The sequence below is a fragment of the Curtobacterium sp. Curtsp57 genome, assembly GCF_047324335.1.
Lineage (GTDB): Bacteria > Actinomycetota > Actinomycetes > Actinomycetales > Microbacteriaceae > Curtobacterium.
The window spans coordinates 47,301-63,727 of sequence record NZ_CP168511.1 but is presented as its reverse complement, the minus strand read 5'-3'; the positions used below and the strand labels follow the sequence as shown (position 1 = coordinate 63,727).

The 16,427-nt window shown below is 70.4% G+C and carries 14 protein-coding genes; 4 read left to right on the top strand and 10 right to left on the bottom strand.

Annotated elements, in window-relative coordinates:
- The first annotated feature begins 64 nt into the window (after positions 1–64).
- Positions 65–1,204 carry a glutamate--cysteine ligase gene (locus ACEN9V_RS00285; protein ID WP_402730166.1) on the top strand — a complete coding sequence of 380 codons (1,140 nt, stop codon included), beginning with the start codon at positions 65–67 and terminating at the stop codon, positions 1,202–1,204.
- A 69-nt stretch (positions 1,205–1,273) separates the two neighbouring features.
- Here ACEN9V_RS00285 and ffh read toward each other — a convergent pair whose 3' ends face one another.
- Positions 1,274–2,824: a signal recognition particle protein gene (gene ffh / locus ACEN9V_RS00280; RefSeq protein WP_413601678.1), complete on the bottom strand. Its 1,551-nt coding sequence runs from the start codon at positions 2,822–2,824 to the stop codon at positions 1,274–1,276.
- A gap of 93 nt (positions 2,825–2,917) precedes the next feature.
- Here ffh and lipB point away from each other — a divergent pair, with 93 nt between their 5' ends.
- Positions 2,918–3,661 (top strand): lipoyl(octanoyl) transferase LipB, encoded by a 744-nt coding sequence (gene lipB, locus ACEN9V_RS00275; RefSeq protein WP_413601677.1) that lies wholly within the window; start codon positions 2,918–2,920, stop codon positions 3,659–3,661.
- Positions 3,658–4,641, top strand: a complete 984-nt coding sequence (gene lipA / locus ACEN9V_RS00270) for a lipoyl synthase (RefSeq protein WP_413601676.1) — start codon at positions 3,658–3,660, stop codon at positions 4,639–4,641. The genes lipB and lipA overlap by 4 nt, the downstream gene beginning before the upstream one ends.
- Before the next feature lie 86 nt (positions 4,642–4,727).
- Here lipA and ACEN9V_RS00265 read toward each other — a convergent pair whose 3' ends face one another.
- Together ACEN9V_RS00265 and ftsY are read right to left on the bottom strand one after the other, a co-directional pair.
- The gene (locus ACEN9V_RS00265) at positions 4,728–4,886 is read right to left on the bottom strand and encodes a hypothetical protein (RefSeq protein WP_281264879.1); all 159 of its coding nucleotides are present in this window, start codon (positions 4,884–4,886) and stop codon (positions 4,728–4,730) included.
- 58 nt (positions 4,887–4,944) lie between these two features.
- Entirely contained in the window at positions 4,945–5,814 is an 870-nt protein-coding gene (gene ftsY, locus ACEN9V_RS00260; RefSeq protein WP_281264880.1) for a signal recognition particle-docking protein FtsY, read from the bottom strand.
- 204 nt (positions 5,815–6,018) lie between these two features.
- Between ftsY and ACEN9V_RS00255 the strand changes: the two genes are divergently transcribed.
- Complete coding sequence (locus tag ACEN9V_RS00255) at positions 6,019–7,050, top strand: TerC family protein (RefSeq protein ID WP_413601675.1); 1,032 nt, start codon at positions 6,019–6,021, stop codon at positions 7,048–7,050.
- Between the two features lie 132 nt (positions 7,051–7,182).
- Here the strand turns inward: ACEN9V_RS00255 and ACEN9V_RS00250 are convergent, their stop codons facing one another.
- From ACEN9V_RS00250 to ACEN9V_RS00220, 7 genes are all read right to left on the bottom strand, one after another.
- Positions 7,183–10,923 (bottom strand): chromosome segregation SMC family protein, encoded by a 3,741-nt coding sequence (locus tag ACEN9V_RS00250; RefSeq protein ID WP_413601674.1) that lies wholly within the window; start codon positions 10,921–10,923, stop codon positions 7,183–7,185.
- Between the two features lie 66 nt (positions 10,924–10,989).
- The gene (mutM, locus tag ACEN9V_RS00245; RefSeq protein ID WP_413601673.1) at positions 10,990–11,961 is read right to left on the bottom strand and encodes a bifunctional DNA-formamidopyrimidine glycosylase/DNA-(apurinic or apyrimidinic site) lyase; all 972 of its coding nucleotides are present in this window, start codon (positions 11,959–11,961) and stop codon (positions 10,990–10,992) included.
- Between the two features lie 3 nt (positions 11,962–11,964).
- The gene (gene rnc / locus ACEN9V_RS00240) at positions 11,965–12,759 is read right to left on the bottom strand and encodes a ribonuclease III (protein WP_413601672.1); all 795 of its coding nucleotides are present in this window, start codon (positions 12,757–12,759) and stop codon (positions 11,965–11,967) included.
- Between the two features lie 13 nt (positions 12,760–12,772).
- Complete coding sequence (gene rpmF, locus ACEN9V_RS00235) at positions 12,773–12,976, bottom strand: 50S ribosomal protein L32 (protein WP_058728177.1); 204 nt, start codon at positions 12,974–12,976, stop codon at positions 12,773–12,775.
- Between the two features lie 105 nt (positions 12,977–13,081).
- Positions 13,082–13,543 carry a YceD family protein gene (locus ACEN9V_RS00230; RefSeq protein WP_402730172.1) on the bottom strand — a complete coding sequence of 154 codons (462 nt, stop codon included), beginning with the start codon at positions 13,541–13,543 and terminating at the stop codon, positions 13,082–13,084.
- 124 nt (positions 13,544–13,667) lie between these two features.
- Entirely contained in the window at positions 13,668–14,159 is a 492-nt protein-coding gene (gene coaD / locus ACEN9V_RS00225) for a pantetheine-phosphate adenylyltransferase (RefSeq protein WP_413601671.1), read from the bottom strand.
- Between the two features lie 30 nt (positions 14,160–14,189).
- Positions 14,190–16,379 carry an ATP-dependent DNA helicase RecG gene (locus tag ACEN9V_RS00220; protein ID WP_413603019.1) on the bottom strand — a complete coding sequence of 730 codons (2,190 nt, stop codon included), beginning with the start codon at positions 16,377–16,379 and terminating at the stop codon, positions 14,190–14,192.
- Positions 16,380–16,427: the final 48 nt, after the last annotated feature.

Here is a 16,427-nt window from a genome sequence, read left to right as displayed (position 1 = left end):
AGAATCGAAACCGCACGATCGGGACAAGCGTTCCTTGTGCGTGTCCGACAAGGATCCGGGCAGGATGTTCAGCATGGACATCCGCTTCACCGAGTCCCCGGCATCGACCATCGGCGTCGAGTGGGAACTCCCACTGGTCGACCGCGACACCGGCGACCTGACCCCACGAGCCCCAGCGGTCATCTCCGCCGTCCGCGAGCGGCTCGGCTCGCACGAACAGGTCACCGAGGAGCTCCTGACCAACACGGTCGAGGTCGTCACGGGCGTCCACCACACCGTCGGCGGCGCGACGAACGAGCTCTCCGGCATCATCGGCGAGGTCGTCGACGCCGCTGAACCCCTCGACGCGCAGGTCATGTGCTCCGGGACGCATCCGTTCGCCGTGTGGGACCAGCAGGAGATCACCCCCGACAGCGAGCACTACACGACACTCATCGACCGCACCAGGTGGTGGGGCCGTCAGATGCTCATCTGGGGCGTGCACGTGCACGTCGGCATCGACGACCGCGACAAGGCACTCCCGATCCTCGGCGCCATGCTCGCCTACGTGCCGCACATCCAAGCGTTCACGGCGTCCAGCCCGTTCTGGGCCGGGACCGACACCGGGTACGCGTCGAACCGGGCCCTGATGTTCCAGCAGCTGCCGACCGGCGGACTCCCGCCGCAGCTCGGCGCGTGGGCGAACTTCGAGGAGGTCGTCGGCGACCTGACGCACACCGGCGTCATCGAGGGCGTCGGGGACCTCCGGTGGGACATCCGCCCGTCGCCGCAGTGGGGCACGCTCGAGAACCGGGTCTCCGACGGCATCTCGACCCTGCACGAGGTCGGTGCCGTCACCGCGCTCGTGCAGTGCCTCGTCACCGCCTGCTCGGACCGGCTCGACGCCGGCGAGACCCTGCCGACGATGCAGCCGTGGTTCATCCGCGAGAACAAGTGGCGCGCGGCCCGCTACGGCATGGAGGCGGAGATCATCACGAACGCCGCCGGCGACGAACGGCTCGTCACGGACGAGGTGCACGACCTCGTCGAGCGACTGGACCCGATCGCGGAGCGGCTCGGCTGCCAGCAGGAACTGCACCACCTCGACACGATGATCGAGCGCGGCGCGTCGTACCAGCGGCAGCTCCAGGTCGCGCAGGAGAACGACGGCGACCTGCGCGCGGTCGTCCGCCACCTGGTCGGGGAGCTGCGCGACTCCCTCTAGCCGCCCCGACACGGACGGGAGGCCCGGTGCCAGCTGGCACCGGGCCTCCCGTCCGTCAGGTGGTCGCGACTAGCGACCCAGGAACTTCTGCAGGCTCGCCAGCTCTTCCTCGGTGGGCGCCTTGCCGTTCTTGCCGCCACCGAGTCCGAGGCCGGAGCCCTTCGGCGCCTGCTGCGGCGCAGCAGCCGCACCGGCGGCGAGGGCCGCACGCTTCGCGGGGTTGCCGACCTTCTTCTTCTTGCCGCCGCCCTGCTGCTGCTTCTTGCCGCCGTGCATGCCGGGGATCGGCCCCATGCCCGGCATCTGCGGGACGCCACCACGGGCGACGGTCTTCATCATCTTCGCCGCCTGCTCGAAGCGGTTCACGAGCTGGTTGACCTCGGTCACGGTGGAGCCGGCACCGCGCGCGATGCGGAGACGACGCGAGCCGTTCAGGAGCTTCGGGAGCTCGCGCTCCTGCGGGGTCATCGACTGGATGATCGCCTCGGTGCGGACGATCTCGCGCTCGTCGAAGTTGTCGAGCGCCTCGCGCATGCCCTTGGCGCCGGGGAGCATGCCGAGCATGCCCTTGATCGAGCCGGCCTTGCGGAGCTGCTGCATCTGCTGCAGGAAGTCGTTCAGCGTGAAGCTGTCCGACGCGATCTTGTCCGCGACCTTGCGCGCTTCTTCCTCGTCGAACGCGCCCTGGGCCTGCTCGATGAGGGACAGGATGTCGCCGAGGTCGAGGATGCGGCTCGCCATGCGGTCCGGGTGGAACGGCTCGAAGTCGTCGAGCGACTCACCCGTGGACGCGAACATGATCGGGCGCCCGGTGACGCTGGCGACCGACAGGGCAGCACCACCGCGGGCGTCGCCGTCGAGCTTCGACAGGACGACACCGGTGAAGTCGACGCCTTCCTGGAACGCGCGCGCCGTGGTGACGGCGTCCTGACCGATCATCGCGTCGATGACGAAGAGGACCTCGTCCGGGTCGACGGCCTTGCGGATGTTCGCCGCCTGCTTCATGAGCTCGGCGTCGACACCCAGTCGACCGGCGGTGTCCACGATGACGGTGTCGTACTGCTGGTCGACCGCGGCCTTGATCGCGTTCTTCGCGACCTTGACCGGGTCCCCGACGCCGTTGCCGGGCTCTGGAGCGAAGACGTGCACACCGGCCTGCTCGCCGACGACCTGGAGCTGCTGCACGGCGTTCGGGCGCTGGAGGTCGGCCGCGACGAGCATCGGCGTGTGGCCGTCCTTCTTGAGCCACTTGCCGAGCTTGCCCGCGAGGGTCGTCTTGCCGGCACCCTGCAGACCCGCGAGCATGATGACCGTCGGCGGCTTCTTCGCGAACTCGAGCCGCCGCTGCTGGCCGCCGAGGATGCCGACGAGTTCCTCGTTGACGATCTGGACGACCTGCTGCGCCGGGTTCAGCGCCCGGTTGACCTCGTCGGACAGGGCACGCTCCCGCACCGATGCGGTGAACGCCTTGACGACCTCGAGCGCGACGTCCGCGTCGAGGAGTGCCCGGCGGATCTCGCGGACGGTGCCGTCCACGTCCGACGGGGAGAGCCGTCCCTTCGTCCGCAGGTTGCGGAAGGTCTCGGTCAGCCGATCAGAGAGGGATCCGAATTGCGCCATGATCCGACGATTCTACAGGCCCCGTTCCGCAGCGTCCTGTCACGCCGACACGGACTTGTTGGACGGAGTCCAGAAACGTCGTACGCTCGGAGCATGCCGGAACTCGAGGTCCTCCGTCCGCCCGGACTGCTCGACTACGCCGAGGGGCTCGCACTGCAGCGAGCGCTCCACGCCGACGTCGTCGCTGGCCGCTCCCCCGGGGCACTCGTCCTCTGCGAGCACCCCTCCGTGTACACGGCCGGTCGACGCACCGAGCGGTCCGACCTGCCGACGGACGGCTCCCCCGTGGTCGAGGTCGACCGGGGCGGACGCATCACCTGGCACGGCCCCGGGCAGCTCGTCGCCTACCCGATCGTCCGGCTCGCCGACCCCCTCGACGTCGTGGCGTGGGTGCGCGACCTCGAGCAGGTCATCATCGACGCCGCAGCCTCCGTCGGGGTCGTCGCCGAACGGGTCGACGGTCGCAGCGGCGCCTGGGTCAGGAATCCGGCCAGCAGGTTCGACGAGGCCGGCACGTTCGACCAGGCCGACACGTTCGACCAGGCCGGCGCGTTCGACAAGGTCGGCGCGATCGGCCTGCACGTCGCCGAGGGCGTCACGAGCCACGGCATCGCGATCAACTGCGGCAACGCGCTCGACGCGTACGCCGCGATCGTGCCGTGCGGGATCGCCGACGCCGGCGTGACCACCCTCGGCGCGGCGTCCGGGCGAACCGTGACCGTCGACGACATCGCCGACACCGTCGCACGTCGTGTCCAGGACGCGCTCGACGGCATGCACACCGGCGCGCGCATCAGCGGCGCCGTCACCAGCACACCCGAACGGATCCCCGCATGACCCTCGCTCCAGAAGGCCGCCGCATGCTCCGCGTCGAGGCCAGGAACGCCGAGACACCGATCGAGACGAAGCCCGCGTGGATCAAGACCCGCGCGACCCAGGGTCCGGAGTTCACGGAGGTCTCCGCCCTGGTCAAGTCCGAGCAGCTGCACACCGTCTGCCAGGAGGCCGGGTGCCCGAACATCTTCGAGTGCTGGGAGGACCGCGAGGCGACGTTCCTCATCGGCGGCGCCCAGTGCACGCGCCGGTGCGACTTCTGCCAGATCGACACCGGCAAGCCCGAGCCGCTCGACCGTGACGAGCCCCGACGCGTCGCGGACTCCGTGGCCAGCATGGGCCTGCGCTACGCCACGGTCACCGGTGTCGCACGCGACGACCTCGACGACGGCGGGGCATGGCTCTACGCGGAGACCATCCGGGCGATCCACGAGCACTCCCCCGGCACCGGCGTCGAGATCCTCGTGCCGGACTTCAACGGCCGCCCGGACCAGCTCGGCCAGGTGTTCGACGCCCGCCCCGAGGTCTTCGCGCACAACGTCGAGACGGTCCCCCGCATCTTCAAGCGCATCCGTCCGGCCTTCCGGTTCGAGCGCTCGCTCGACGTCATCACGCAGGGGCACGACGCGGGCCTCGTGACGAAGTCGAACCTCATCCTCGGCATGGGCGAGGAACGTGCCGAGATCGAGGACGCCCTCCGGCAGCTGTACGACGCCGGCACCGACATCATCACGCTCACGCAGTACCTCCGTCCGTCGCCCCGGCACCTGCCGGTCGCGAGGTGGGTCAGGCCGGAGGAGTTCGTCGAGCTCCGCGAACTCGCCGAGGACATGGGTTTCGCGGGGGTCCTCGCCGGTCCGCTGGTCCGGTCCTCGTACCGCGCCGGACGGCTGTGGGCCCGCGCGACCGTCGCGCGCGGCGGCACGGTGCCGGCGCACCTCGCGCACCTGGTGGACGCCCCGGTCGGCCGCCAGGCGGTCTAGCGCCGGCCACGGACAGACGGGAGGCCCGTCACCAGCTGGTGACGGGCCTCCCGTCTGCGTGGTGCCCGTTCAGGGCACGCTGCTTGCTACGCGCGACCGCGGATGCTCCGCAGCAGCCAGCCGATGACGGCGAGGATGATGAGGACGATGCCGACCCAGAGCAGGAACTTCAGTGCACCGACGAAGATGCCGCTGAAGAGCAGGACGAGGCCGACGACGATCGCGATGATCAGGAGTGCGGGCATGTGAGGGCTCCTTCCGTGTACCTGGACGATCCCTGTACTGCCGAGACGGTACCCGGAATCAGCCGACGAGGTTCTGCACGAACACGTGCGGGGTGAAACCGGTCAGGTCGTTGATGCCCTCGCCCTGCCCGATCAGCTTGATCGGGATGCCCGTCTTCTCCTGCACGCTCAGGACGAACCCGGCCTTCGCGGAGCCGTCGAGCTTCGTGATGACGAGCCCGGTCACACCGGCGCCCTCGATGAAGGCCTGCGCCTGCGCGAGCCCGTTCTGCCCGGTCGTCGCGTCGAGCACGAGCAGGACCTCGGAGATCTCGGTCTGCTTCTCGACGACGCGCTTGATCTTGCCGAGCTCGTCCATCAGCCCGGCCTTGGTGTGCAGACGACCCGCGGTGTCGATGACCACGATCTCGGTGCCCTCTCGCATGGCCTTCTCGACGGTCTGGTACGCCACCGAGGCCGGGTCCTGGCCGGGCTGGGCGGGGCGGACCACGTCGACCCCCGCACGCTGGGCCCACGTCGCGACCTGCTCGACCGCCGCCGCACGGAAGGTGTCCGCCGCGCCGACGAGCACCGTCCGGTCGTAGGTCTTCAGGAACTTGGCGAACTTGCCGATCGTGGTCGTCTTGCCGACGCCGTTCACGCCGACGACCAGGACCACCGCGGGACGCGCGCTGAGCTTCAGGGTGGTGTCGAGCTTCGAGAGCCGTTCCTCGAGCACCTCGCGGAGCATGCGCTGCAGGTCGGCGGGGTCGGTCGTGCCGTAGCGGTCGACGCGGGCGTGCAGGTCCTCGATGATCTCCTCGGAGATGTCCGGGCCGAAGTCGGCGCCGATCAAGGCCGTCTCGAGGTCGTCCCACGTCGTCTCGTCGATGGTCTTCCGCTGGAAGAGCCCGCGCAGCCGGGAGGACAGTGACCAGGAACTCGCCATGTTCCCAGCTTAGGGCGCGGCGGCTGATGCCGGTCCCCGGTATGCTCGGCCACACGAAGGGGAGTATTCCCTCTCGGTGACCCCGTCAGTACGGTCCGGAACGATCCGGACCCGGGGCGCCGGTCGCGATCGGTTGCAGCAGATCGTGGCGGAAGAGACCTTCAGGCCTCGGCGTACCCGGTACGCCCCCTGAAGGGAAACTCCTTGGACGTCCCGTTCCTCGTCTGGATCATCACCATCGCCGGCATCCTCGGCCTGCTGGTGTTCGACTTCTTCTCGCACGTGCGCAAGCCGCACGTCCCCCACATCCGCGAGTCCGCGTTCTGGTCCGTCGTGTACATCGCCCTGGCGATCGTGTTCGGCATCGGGATCTGGGTCTTCGGCGGCCACCAGGCCGGCGGTGAGTACTTCGCCGGGTGGCTGACGGAGAAGGCCCTGTCGGTCGACAACCTGTTCGTCTTCCTCATCATCATGTCGTCGTTCGCGGTGCCGAAGGAGTTCCAGCAGAAGGTCCTGCTCGTCGGTGTCGCGATCGCCCTCGTGGCCCGTGGTCTGTTCATCGCGCTCGGCGTCACGATCATCGACAACTTCTCGTGGGTGTTCTACCTGTTCGGGGCGCTGCTGTTTTGGCTCGCGTGGTCCCAGGCCCGCAGTGGGAACGACCACGGTGCAGACGAGGGCGATTCCCGCCTCATCCGGATCCTGAAGCGCGTCATCCCGACGTCGGACCACTACGACGGTGACCGCCTGACCACGAAGGTCGACGGCAAGCGGCTGTTCACCCCGATGCTGCTCGTCATGGTCGCCATCGGCCTCACCGACGTGCTGTTCGCGCTCGACTCGATCCCCGCGATCTTCGGTCTGACGCAGGACGCCTTCATCGTCTTCACCGCGAACGCGTTCTCGCTCCTCGGGCTCCGACAGCTCTACTTCCTCATCGCGGGACTGCTCGAGCGGCTCATCTACCTCGGCCAGGGGCTCGCCGTCATCCTCGGGTTCATCGGCGTGAAGCTCGTGTTCCACGCCATGCACGTCAACGAGCTGCCGTTCATCAACGGCGGCGAGCACATCGAGTGGGCGCCGGAGATCCCGATCTGGTTCTCGCTCGGGTTCATCATGCTGACGATCGCGGTCGCGACGGTCGCGTCCCTCGTGGTCTCGAACAAGCGCCGTGCGCGCGGCCTGACCCCGACGGGCTCGCAGCCCACGGTCGCCGCCGAGGCCGACGCGAAGTAGCCGCGAAGTAGCCGCGAAAGCGACAGTTCCCCGCCCGAGTCCAGCGGGGAACTGTCGCTTTCGCGGTACTCCCCCGCGGGCAGCCGGGCAGCCGGGCAGCCGGGCAGCCGAGCCGGCGCCCGCGGGCAGGCGCTACGCGGCGTCGCGACGCTGGACGCGCTGGCCGACGACGGCCGAGACGCCGTCCTGCCGCATGGAGACGCCGTACAACGCGTCGGCGATCTCCATCGTGCGCTTCTGATGCGTGATCACGATGAGCTGCGAGGCCTCGCGGAGTCGTTCGAAGACCGTCAGCAGCCGTCCGAGGTTCGCGTCGTCGAGCGCCGCCTCGACCTCGTCCATGATGTAGAACGGCGAGGGCCTCGCGGTGAAGATCGCCACGAGGAGCGCCACCGCCGCCAGGGACCGCTCGCCACCCGACAGCAGCGTCAGCCGGTCGATCTTCTTGCCTGCCGGCTTCACCTGCACGTCGATCCCCGTCCCGAGCAGGTCGGTGGGGTCGGTCAGCGTGATCGACCCGGACCCACCGGGAAAGAGGATCGGGAAGATGACGTCGAAGGCCTCGCGGGTGTCGTTGAACGCCGACTCGAAGATGGTCTGCATCTTCGCGTCGAGCTCCTCGATGATCGTCATGAGGTCGGTGCGGGTCTTCTGCAGGTCCTCGAGCTGCTCGGCGAGGAACGCGTGCCGCTGCTCGAGCGCCTGGAACTCCTCGAGCGCGAGCGGGTTGACCTTGCCGAGCTGACCGAGGTCGCGTTCGGCCGCCTTCAGCCGGCGCTCCTGTTCGGCGCGCACGTAGGGCACCGTCTCGACCTCGGTGAGGTCGACGTCGTCGGTCGCGTCGAACTCGGGCAGCGCGGGGCCGCCGGGCAGGGTCGACTCGGCGTCGACGAGCTCGGGGACGTCCAGGTCCTCGTCCACATCCACGGAGTCCACGTCGGCGGAGTCGAGGGAGTCCGCGTCGACGTCCTCGTCCGGAGCGACCGCGGCTGCGGCAGCTGCGGCGGCGGCCGCCCGCGAGGCATCCCGGTGCTTCCGCGCGAGCACCCGGGGGTCGATGAGCACGTCGACGGGCACGGGCACGTCGGGCCCGTACTCCGCCACCAGGACGGCCTCGCCGAGCCCGAGCTCGCTCTGCGCCCGGTCGAGCACGCCGGACACGTGGAGCTTCTTCTCGTAGATCTCCATCTCGAGCGAGTGCACACCGTCGGTGATCGACTGCAGCCGGTCGCGGAGCTCGCGTTCCTCGTTCCGGATCGTCTGCAGCTCGGTGTTGCGCTTCGACCGTTCGGACTCCGCGGTCGCGAGTTGCACGCGCGCCTCGGCCAGCGAGCGGTCGACCGCGCCGAGCACCTCCGGCAGGTCCGCGAGGACACTCTCGGCCGTCGCCATCTGTCCACGTCGGATGACCGCGAGCCGTGCCGCTTCCTCGGCCGCCGCACGCTCCGCCTCGAGCTGCCGGTCGAGCTGGTCGGCACGCGACCGTTCGGCCCGCGCCCGCTCGCGCACGGTGTCGATCTGGATGCGCTGTTCGATCTCCGCGGCACGCGCCGCCTCGAGCGCGTCCTGCAGCGCCGGTCGTCCGGTGGCGTCGACGGTCGGTCGCGGCTTCTCCGCGTGCTCCTGCTGCGCCTGCTCGGCCTCGGCGAGGACACGTTCCGCTGACTCGACGGCGCCGTCCGTCTCACCGAGCGCGGCCCGGAGTCGCTCGACCTCGGCGAGGGCGTTCTCCGCCTTCGCCCGGACCGACGCGCTCGTCCGGTCGTACTCCGCCACCGCAGCGTTGTGCGCGCGGCTCGTCCGGTCCGCATCGTCCGCAGCGCGGCGTGCGTCGTCGACGTCGGTGCGAGCGGCCTGGAGGCTCGTGGCGAGCTCCGCCGCGGCCGTCGCGATGGCATCGCGACGCGTCACCGCGTCATCCCGTTCCGCGACGAGCTCGATGCGCGAGGTGGTCCGCTCACCGCCGCCGGTCACGCGGACCGCACGGACCAGGTCACCCGACCGCGTCACGACCGTCGCCTGCGGGGCGGCGGTGAGCACGGCCTCCAGATCGACGTCGTCCGAGTCGGCGACCAGCGTGTCCGCGAGGATCGCGGACAGCGCGGGCGGGCCGCTGACCAGGTCGAGGGCGCGGCGGACGCCAGCGGGTGCGGAGGAGCCGGCCGCGGTCCCTGCGGCGTCCGCGACGACCACGTCGATGCGGCCGATGTCCTCGGTGCGGGCGTGTGCGACGGCGTCGAGGGCAGCTGCGCGGTCCTCGGCCAGGACGGCGTCGGCGAGTCCGTCGAGCGCCGCGGCGATGGCGGCCTCGAAGCCGGAGGTGACGGTGAGGTGGTCGGCGAGCCGGCCGACGATCCCGGCACGCCCCGCCTCGATGAGCGCCTGGGAACCGTCGCGGACGTCGATCGACATGCCGAGTGCGGCCACGCGCGCCTCGAGCGCGTCCCGCTCGCGTTCCATGCCGTGCAGCCGGTCGCGGAGCTCGTCGCGGGCGGTCTGCGTCCGTTCGAGCCGCTCGCGCGCGGCGTCGAGCGCAGCCTGCAGGGCATCGGCGTCGGTGTCCGCCGACGGGTCCGTCCCGACGTCCGCGAGGGCCGCCTCGGCGATCCGGGAACGTTCGGCGGCCTCGGTGAGCGCGCGCTCCCGTCGCTCCCGGTCGGCGACGGCGGAGCCCCGCTTGGACCGTGCCACGTCGACCGCACTGGCGAGTCGCTGCGCGTCGAGGTCGTGCTGGGAGACGAGCGCTGCCTGCGCGGCGATCCGCTCGTCGAGGGCGTCGAGGGTCGCACGGGCCTGCCGGACCCGGTCGGCTGCTGCTGCCATCCCCTGCTGCATCGCGGTGGCCTGGGCGTCGAGCCGGTCTCCTTCGGCCCGGACGCCGGCGACCTGCTCGGTGGTGATCGTGGGGCCCTGCTGTGGGGCGTCCGACTGCTGTGCGAGGAGCATGAGCCGCTGGTTGGCGAGGCTCGACAGGCCGCGGAGCCGTTCCTGCACGCTCTCCAGTCGGTGCACGACCGTGCGGGCACGGTCGACGTCGTCGCCGACCATGCTCTGCTCGACGTGCTGCTGCCGGGCGCGGGTCTGGTCGAGGCGTTCGGTGAGGACGATGCGCTCGGACTTCCGGCCGGCCTCGACCTCCTGGTGCTCGTGCAGCTCGCGGCGCAGGCGGACGACGTCGTCCGCCAGGATCCTGGCCTTGGCGTCGCGGGCGACGGCCGCGACGGACTGGGCCTTGCGTGCGACCTCGGCCTGGCGACCGAGGGGCTTCAGCTGACGACGGATCTCGCCGGCGAGGTCGGACAGACGCGTGAGGTTCGTCTGCATGGCGTCGAGCTTCCGGAGGGTCTTCTCCTTGCGCCGACGGTGCTTCAGGATGCCGGCCGCCTCCTCGATGAAGCCGCGGCGGTCCTCGGGGGTGGCGTGCAGGACCTTGTCGAGCTGGCCCTGGCCGACGATGACGTGCATCTCGCGCCCGAGACCGGTGTCCGAGAGCAGTTCCTGCACGTCGAGCAGCCGGCAGTTCTCACCGTTGATGGCGTACTCGCTGCCGCCGTTCCGGAACAGCGTGCGGGAGATCGTCACCTCGCTGTAGTCGATCGGCAGGAGCCCGTCGGTGTTGTCGATCGTCAGGAGCACCTGTGCCCGGCCGAGCGGGCCACGGGTCGAGGTGCCGGCGAAGATGACGTCCTCCATCTTGCCGCCACGGAGCGTCTTCGCCCCCTGCTCCCCCATCACCCACGCGAGGGCGTCGACCACGTTGGACTTGCCGGAGCCGTTCGGGCCGACGATGCAGGTCACCCCTGGTTCGAACGCGAACGTCGTCGGTTGCGCGAAGGACTTGAACCCCTTGATGGTCAGGCTCTTCAAGTACATGGCGGTCTCCGGGTGTGTCGCTCGTCGCGCTGCTCGCTGGCTGGTGTCTCGCTGTTCGGCGTCAGGCTAACGCCTGCGAGCGCGCGGACGCGGCTGGCACACGGGGCAGATGTGGCTGGACCGGTTCATGAACGCCTCGCGCACGATCGTCGTGCCGCACCGCGGGCACGGCTTCCCCTGCTGCCCGTAGACGTTGAGGCGCTGCGAGAAGTAACCGGACTGCCCGTTCACGTTGACGTACTGGGCGTCGAAGCTCGTGCCACCGTCCTCGAGTGCACGCGCGAGCACGCTGCGGACCTCGTGGAGGAGCAGCAGCACCGATGCCCGCGGAAGACGGTCCGCCGGCCGGTCGTAGTGGAGCTTCGCGGCCCACAGCGACTCGTCGGCGTAGATGTTGCCGATGCCGCTCACGACGCCCTGGTCGAGCAGCACCCGCTTGATGCCGCTGGAACGCTTCCTCGCCATCTGCACGAACCGGTCGTCGTCGAACGCGGGGTCGAGCGGGTCGCGGGCGATGTGGGACACCTGGGTCGGGATGCTCCGACGCCACGGGGCATCGGGCTGTCGGTCGTCCACGACGCCGGCGAACCCTGCGGGGGCGCCGTCGATCGTGGGCACCATCGCGTCGATCGCCATCGAGCCGAACGTGCGCTGGTCCACGAACTCGAGCTCGACGGGAGACTCCGGCGTGCCGTCGCGGTCCGACCCGCGCGGCTGGACGTCGATGACGATGCGGCGGTGCTTCGCCGCTGGACGGTCGCGGCCGAGCAGGATCTGTCCGCTCATGCCGAGGTGTGCCACGAGCGCCTCTGCCCGGCCGTCGGCGCCCGGTTCGGCGAGCGGGAGCCAGATGAACTTGCCACGGCGGACGGCGGCGGCGATGGTCCTGCCGGTCAGTCGGTGTGCGAAGTCCTCGGCGGGGCCGTCGTGGCGCGTGAGGGCCCGTTCGTCGGCGACGTGCACGGCGAGGACCCGGGCGCCGCTGACCGCGGGTTCGAGGCCGGCGCGCACGACCTCGACCTCGGGGAGTTCGGGCACGCGCTAGGACCCGGCGGGCTCTGCGGCACCGGCGGGCTCTGCCGCGCGGTCTGGCGCCGCCGTCGTGCTGTCGTCGGTGCTGCGGCCGGAGAGGCGCGTCCAGGCGTCAAGCGCCGCGGCCATCTCTGCGGTCTTCTTGCTCGACCCGGAGCCAGAGGCGATGTCCTCGCCCTGCAGCACGACGGTGGCGTGGAAGGTCTTGTCGTGGTCGGGGCCCTCTTCGGTGACCCGGTACGCCGGGTTGCCGAGGGCCAGCGACGACGCGAGCTCCTGCAGGCTCGTCTTCGGGTCCATCGCGGCACCGAAACGGTCGGGGTCGATGAGCAGCGGCTCCACGAGGCGCAGGACGAGCGCGGTCGCTTCGTCCGGTCCGGCGGAGAGGTACGTCGCGCCGATGACGGCTTCGACGGTGTCGGCGAGGATCGACGACTTGTCGCGGCCGCCGGTCAGTTCCTCGCCCTTGCCGAGCCGCAGGTAGGCGCCGAGGCCGTTGAGCCGGGCGATCTCCGCGAGGGCGACCGTCGAGACGAGGCTCGCCCGGCGCTTGGCCAGGTCGCCTTCGTCGAGATCCGGGAAGTCGCGGTAGAGCTTCACCGTCACGGCTTGGCCGAGGATGGAGTCACCGAGGAACTCGAGTCGTTCGTTGTGCCCGATGCCGCCGTGCTCGTACGCGAACGAGCGGTGCGTCAGGGCGAGCTGGAGCAGCTCCGGGGACACGTCGACCCGGAGCAGTGCACGCAGACGAGCGACGTCCGACCCCGCGGGGTTGGACCCCGTGGAGCCGGACGTCGCTGCCATGCGTGCTACCGAATCAGACGTCGGCGACCTTGCGGCCCTTGTACTCCATGTACAGGGCGGTGCCGGCCGAGTCCTCGACGACCTTCGCGCGGTGCGGGAGGCTGTAGGTGACCTTGCCGTTCTCGATCGTCTTCACGAGCTGGACCGGCGCGGCCTTCCACTGCGAACGACGGGCGTGCGTGTTGGCACGGGATTGCTTGCGCTTGGGAACGGCCATGGTGGTTCTCTTTCGGTTGGTCGGTGGTCAGTCGGTGGAGGTGCTGTGAGCGCCGTGCTCGGTCTTCAGCTGTCGTCCTCGGACTTCAGCTGTCGTTCTCGGACTTCAGCTGTCGTTCTCGTCGAACGTCAGTCCGTCGAGCGCAGCCCAGCGGGGATCCGTCGGCTCGGGAGCCGTACGCCCCGTGTCTGCCAGGCGCTCGCCCGTCACCGGGTCGAGTCCTGGGCAGTCCGGTCGGCAGACCGGCTGGAACGGCAGTGACAGCACCACCGCGTCTCGAACGACCGGTTCAGAATCCACGTGGTCTTCATGAACATGGAAGTCGAAATCCTCCGAGGCATCATACGCGAACAGCTCGGCGAAATCGACTTCGACCGGTTCGCTGATGTCGATGAGGCAGCGCGAGCACTGCCCGGTGGCCTCTGCGGAAGCGTGCCCGGAGACGAGCACGCCCTCGTGGAGGCCCTCGAGCCGGAGCTCGATGTGGATCGGAGCGCCCTCGCGAACGGCCACGACCCCTGCCCCGAGGGTCTCGGGGACGGTGATGTCGAGCGTGTGCTCGCGCATCTCGCCCGGGCGGTGCGCGAGGTCACGCACGCGCAGGGCGTAGGGGCTGTTCACGGGGGAAGACACGATCGACCATCCTAGCGCGGACGACGGCTGACGTCGAGGAGCGCGCTGCCGTGTCGTCTCAGCCGACGGCGTTCCGGAGTGCGTCGTCGACCACGGCGGGCACGTACGGCGACACGTCTCCGCCGAGCGTCGCCACCTGCCGGATGAGCGAACTCGAGACGTGGGCACGCGACGCCTCGGGCAGCAGGAACACCGTCTCGACGTCGGCGAGGTGCCGGTTCATGATCGCCATCGGGGTCTCGTACGCGACGTCCTCGCCCGAGCGGACGCCCTTCACCAGGACCGTCGCGCCGACCTGCCGGCAGTAGTCGACGAGGAGCCCGGCGGTCCACTCCCCGACCCGGATGTTCGCCGGCGCATCGGTCTCGGCCAACGACTCCTCGATCAGCCGGACACGATCGACGGCGTCGAACATCGCGGTCTTCTTGTCGGGGTTGTGCACGACGAGGACGTGGACCTCGTCGAAGAGTCCTGCCGCCCGACCGATCACGTCGAGGTGCCCGAGGGTCACGGGGTCGAAGGAGCCGGGGACGACCGCGATCTGCGTCATACCCGCGACGATACCTGCCCCACCGCCGGTTCAGTTCTTGCCGAGGAAGGCCGCGTCGGACTCGTCCAGACGCCGGGCGAGGGCGTCTCGGAGCTCGGGCTGCCCGTCGAGCGTCGGGTCGATCCCGAGCAGTCGTTCGGCTTCTTCCCGCGCGTCGACGATGATGTCGGCGTCCCGCACGACCCGGAGCAGGTTGAGGGACGACCGGCCGCCGGACTGGCGCTCCCCCAGCACGTCGCCTTCGCGGCGCAGCTCGAGGTCCACGCGGGCGAGCTCGAAGCCGTCGTCGGACCCTTCCACCGCGTCGACCCGCTCGCGCGAGGTGGTCTCGAGCTCGGCGGTGGTGACGAGCAGGCACACGCCCGCGTACTGCCCACGACCGATGCGTCCGCGCAGCTGGTGGAGCTGGGAGACGCCGAACCGGTCGGCGTCGAGGATCGCCATCATCGACGCGTTCGGCACGTCGACGCCGACCTCGATCACGGTGGTCGCGACCAGGACGTCGATCTGGCCGGCCGCGAACGCCGTCATCACACGGTCCTTCTCGTCGCCGGACATCCGGCCGTGCAGGACCTCGATCCGGCGGCCGTCGAGGACCGGCATCGTGCGCATCCGTTCCGCCGTCGCGAGCACCGTGGCAGGCGCACGCTTCGGTGTGTCGTCATCCGCGTCGACTTCCGGCTCGCCGTCGTCCTCGGCGTGGGCGTCGTCGATCGCCGGGCAGACCACGAAGGCCTGCCGACCGGCGCCGAGTTCCTCGGCCATGCGGGTCCAGATCCGCGACTCCCATCCGGGGTGCTCGGCGAGCCCCACCGTGAAGGTCTCCACCCCCGCGCGGCCAGACGGCATGCCGGCGATCGTGGAGACGTCGAGGTCGCCGAAGACGGTCATCGCGACGGTGCGCGGGATCGGCGTGGCGGTGAGGACGAGCACGTGCGGCGGCCGCTCGCCCTTGGTGCGGAGGGCCTCACGCTGCTCGACACCGAACCGGTGCTGCTCGTCGACGACCACGAGGCCGAGCTCGGCGAAGTCCACCTTGTCGCCGAGCAGCGCGTGCGTGCCGACGACGAGCCGGGAGCTGCCGGACGCCGCCGCGAGGAGCGCACGACGGCGTTCGTCGGTGGACTGCGACCCGGTGAGGATGACCGGCCGGAGTTCGGCGGCGAGGTCGGGGCCGAGGAACTTCACGATCGACCGCAGGTGCTGCGCCGCCAGGACCTCGGTCGGGGCGATGAGTGCCGACTGCCCACCGGACTCCGCGACCGTCAGCATCGCGCGGATGGCGACGAGGGTCTTGCCGGAGCCGACCTCGCCCTGGACCAGACGGTGCATCGGCCACGACTCCGTCAGGTCGTGCGCGATCTCGTCGCCGACGGCGCGCTGGTCGTCCGTCAGGGTGAACGGCAGCGTCGCGTCGAAGCGCTCGAGGATCCCACCAGGTGACGCGGTCCGCGGGGTCGAGGCGGTCGCACGTGCGGCGATGCGGCGCTGCACCAGGGCGGTCTGCAGCACGAACGCCTCTCGGTAGCGGAGGGCGTCCTGCGCACGCTTGAAGTCGGACACCTTCTCCGGCCGGTGCAGCAGTTCGAGCGCGCGGCGGAACGGCACCAGGTCGAGCCGGGTCCTGACGCCGGACGGGATCGGGTCGGCGATGTCCGGCAGGGTGTCGAGCACCACCGCCATGGCCTTCGCGATCTGCCAGGAGGACAGCGACGCGGTGGCCGGGTAGATCGGGATCGGCTGCCGGGAGAACCGGATCGCTTCCTCGGACCCGGGGTCGGCGGTCGCACGGGGGTCGTCCGCGTCGAAGAGTTCGTAGTCGGGGTGCGCGAGCTGCCGGGCGCCGCGGTAGTCGCCGACCTTGCCCGCGAAGATCCCGCGGGCGCCGACGACGAGGTCCTTCGTCCGCCACCCCTGGTTGAAGAACGTCAGCGTCAGCAGGCCCTTGCCGTCGCCGATCTTCGCTTCGAGGATGGAGCCCCTGCGCTGGCGCATCGTGCGTTCGCGGACGTCGACGACCTCGGCGACGATCGTCACCGATTCCCCGATCGCGAGCGAGTCGAGCGCCGTCAGGGCACCGCGCTCGGCGTAGCGACGCGGAGCGTGCTCGAGGAACTCCCCCACCGTGCGGTACCCGAACGCCTTCTCGACCGCCTTGGCCGTGCGGCCGCCGAGCACGTTCGCGAGCTTCGTGTCCAGCGGCGCCGGACCCCACTGCAGGTCGGACGGGGCGGCCGGCGCGGCGGATCCTGAGGTGACCACACGGCA